Source organism: Aeromonas sp. ZOR0001, assembly GCF_000801015.1.
GTDB classification, from domain to species: Bacteria; Pseudomonadota; Gammaproteobacteria; order Enterobacterales; family Aeromonadaceae; genus Aeromonas; species Aeromonas veronii.
On record NZ_JRJY01000059.1, the window covers coordinates 1 to 2,860 of the forward strand.

Here is a 2,860-nt window from a genome sequence, read left to right on the forward strand (position 1 = left end):
TAAATAACAACGCCTGCTTAAGCAGGCGTTGTTATTTAAGAAACATAATGCCAGCTAATTTTTACGGGTTGGCATTATTTGTCGGTATTATCTGTGCGGCAATATTTAATCTTTACTGACGGTGACGATCACCTTGGCCGGGTCACGACGATCAAGCGTAAATGTGTAACTTCCATCAGCAGCTGGTGTAAATTTCATATCGCCCCACTGGTAACCGGCTTTGACCACCACGGGCTTGCCTGACTCGACTTTGCTGGTGGGATCGACCTGGCCATAGGTCGTGTCACTTTTCCATTTTTCATCAGCAATCTTGAACTTGTAAGCGCCGTGACTGGCTTGCAGTTGCGTCTTTACGCTCAATAGGTCGATCGCCTGAACCGTCATCTTGGCGGCAGCTGACGCTTCCCAGTTGTTCATCTCGCCACGTAAAAACAGAGCACGGGTTTGCGCCGAGTCATCATCGGCAAATGCAGGTTGCAGGCAACTGAGCATAGCCGCGACAAGCAGAGTACGTTTGAGCATGTTAGTAGGTCCTCATGGTCATGGGATATCTCCCGTTTTGGTCAGGTATTTTGCAGAACAAAGCGCTGTACCAGAGATTGCTGCTGTGATGAGAGCTTTTGCAGTTGCCCGCCGGTATGAGCCACATTGCCCAGCACTTTTTGGTTTTCATTGGCAATAGAGCTGATATTGCTGATGTTTCTGGCTATTTCTGTACTGGTTTGGCGCTGCTGTAGGGCCGCTGTAGCGATTCGACTGCTCAGTTCGGCCACTGAGTGAAGACTGTCTGAAAGAGCGCCAAGCATCATTCGGGTTTGTTGACTGTCCTGGCTACATGCCTGCATTACTCCGTGGCAGCGGACAATGGTCTCGACCGCTCCGGTAACCCCTTGCTGCAGGGCCGCAATGTGCGACTGGATCTGGGTTGTTGACTCTGCGGTATGACGGGCTAGCTGGCGTACCTCGTCGGCAACAACCGCGAAGCCACGGCCGTGCTCGCCGGCTCTGGCGGCTTCTATTGCCGCATTGAGCGCGAGCAGGTTAGTTTGCTCTGTGACCCGCTCAATGATCTCAAGAATGCCACCGATATTGACACTCAAGTGATGCACTGACTCAATGGCGTGGCAGGAGTTGGTCAGGTCGTCAGCTAATCGACTCATTCGCTCTGCAGTGTGCTTACTCATCATGCTGGTCTGAGTGGCTTCTTTCGCCACCTGTGCCAGCGTCTGTTCGGCCATTTCAGCACTGGTTGCCACTTCTCGCGCCGAATAATCCATCTCCTCCATCGCGGCGCAGACACTGTTAGTTTCACTTCGCTGCTGCTCAAGCTGGCGGGTGGCGCTTTGTTGTGCGCTCAGGTTGAGCTCGGCCATTTCCCCGAGTGAACGGGCGGCATGTACCACTTGGCTGAGCATATTGCTCATCTCGTGTGCCAAAGAATTGATCCCTTCGCCTACTTGCCCCAGTTCGTCATGACGATCCAGCATGGCTCGCTGTGTCATGTCACCACGACTTAGTGAGAGCAGTGTTGTGAGCAGTTGTTGCATGGGTTTACGAATGGCGCGAATCAGATGCAGTAAAATAAGAGCGCTCAAACACAGTGAAACCAGTAGCCCAACCGAGAGCCCGATTTCCAGTTGCAACAGAATACCCTGGCTTTGTGAAACCCGCGCACTGAGCTGGGCGTCCACGATGTCATCAATGGCAGAGAGTTCTGCGAGCAGTGAGTCAACCATGCGGGTTGCTTGCTCGCTTTGATTGCGCAATTGTTCACTGCGCATAGAAAGTTCCAGGTGTTTTGCCAAGAGTGCTTGGGGGCCGGAGAGCAAGGCAAATACGCTATCTAGGGTGATCCCGGCACTTTGTTCAAGGTCAATATAGTCACCAAAGGCACTTTCCTGCGTGCGTAATTGCACTGAGAGTTGCTTGCGCAGTGCAGCCAGTTTCATCGCTGATGCGGTGAGTTGCTCAACCTTGCTGGCAATCAGCTGGGGATCACGTTGTTTGAGAGAGTCTGTCACACTACTTGTTTGTAGCTCCAACTCTTGTAACAGCTGATTTTTTGTAAGCACGGCAGGATGAGCCCCCAGTGGCGCAACCAATATATCCAGTTGTCCGCGTAATTTTCGAAAAGCACTATTGAGTCTGTTATCGCGGCTGAGCGTCTGCTGATGGGAGAGATTAGTGGCATAGTCAGTTGCAAGTTGCTTTATCAGTGCCCAGTACTGGCTCTGCTGCTCGTCCAGCGTCAAGACCTTCTCTTGTAAATCGGCATCACTGTTGGTCTGCTCTTTTAGACGCTGCGCGTCTTGCTGGTAGCTTTGTTGCCATTGCTGCATGAGGGCTATCGCTTTATCGATATCCTCCACAGAGGGCTGCAATAAGGCGACTCGCAGGCTCTTATCGAGAGAGAAAAGGTCACGCGTCACCGCGCGGCTCTGTACCAACGTCGGGGCAGTGTGTCCGGTAAGCTCATTGACTTGGGCTGCCAATCTCTGTCCGGTATAAAGCGAAAGCCCGACCGAGAGAATCAGCAATAAGATGATGGTAAGAAATCCCAGTGCGATGCGCTGAATAATGGAAAAATGTCGTTTTGATGTCTTCATTGTAATCAATTACACGGATTAAGAGTTATGACACTCGGTTGATTGATGACCGAAGACCTCTTCGGCGACTCGTTGCTGATGCGTCGCAACACGTCTATAGCGCGTCTTTTGATCGCCAGGAACTTCTTGTGTAACGTTTACACAATTAAGTGAGTATTTTACACCGCCTAGTTCAGGACGAAATTACAACTCACCGGAGCTGAGAGATAGTGGATTTGACCCCATAGATCCAGACACTTTTTCCCGCTTAGGGT

2 protein-coding genes are annotated in these 2,860 nt (G+C 51.3%); both read right to left on the reverse strand.

Translation table 11 applies throughout. The features are described from left to right. Positions 1 to 105: 105 nt before the first annotated feature. Entirely contained in the window at positions 106 to 522 is a 417-nt protein-coding gene (locus tag L972_RS07865; protein WP_042080904.1) for a hypothetical protein, read from the reverse strand. Positions 523 to 563: 41 nt separating this feature from the next. Next, on the reverse strand, positions 564 to 2,606 hold the full coding sequence (locus L972_RS07870; protein ID WP_042080905.1) for a methyl-accepting chemotaxis protein: 2,043 nt from the start codon (positions 2,604 to 2,606) through the stop codon (positions 564 to 566). Positions 2,607 to 2,860: the final 254 nt, after the last annotated feature.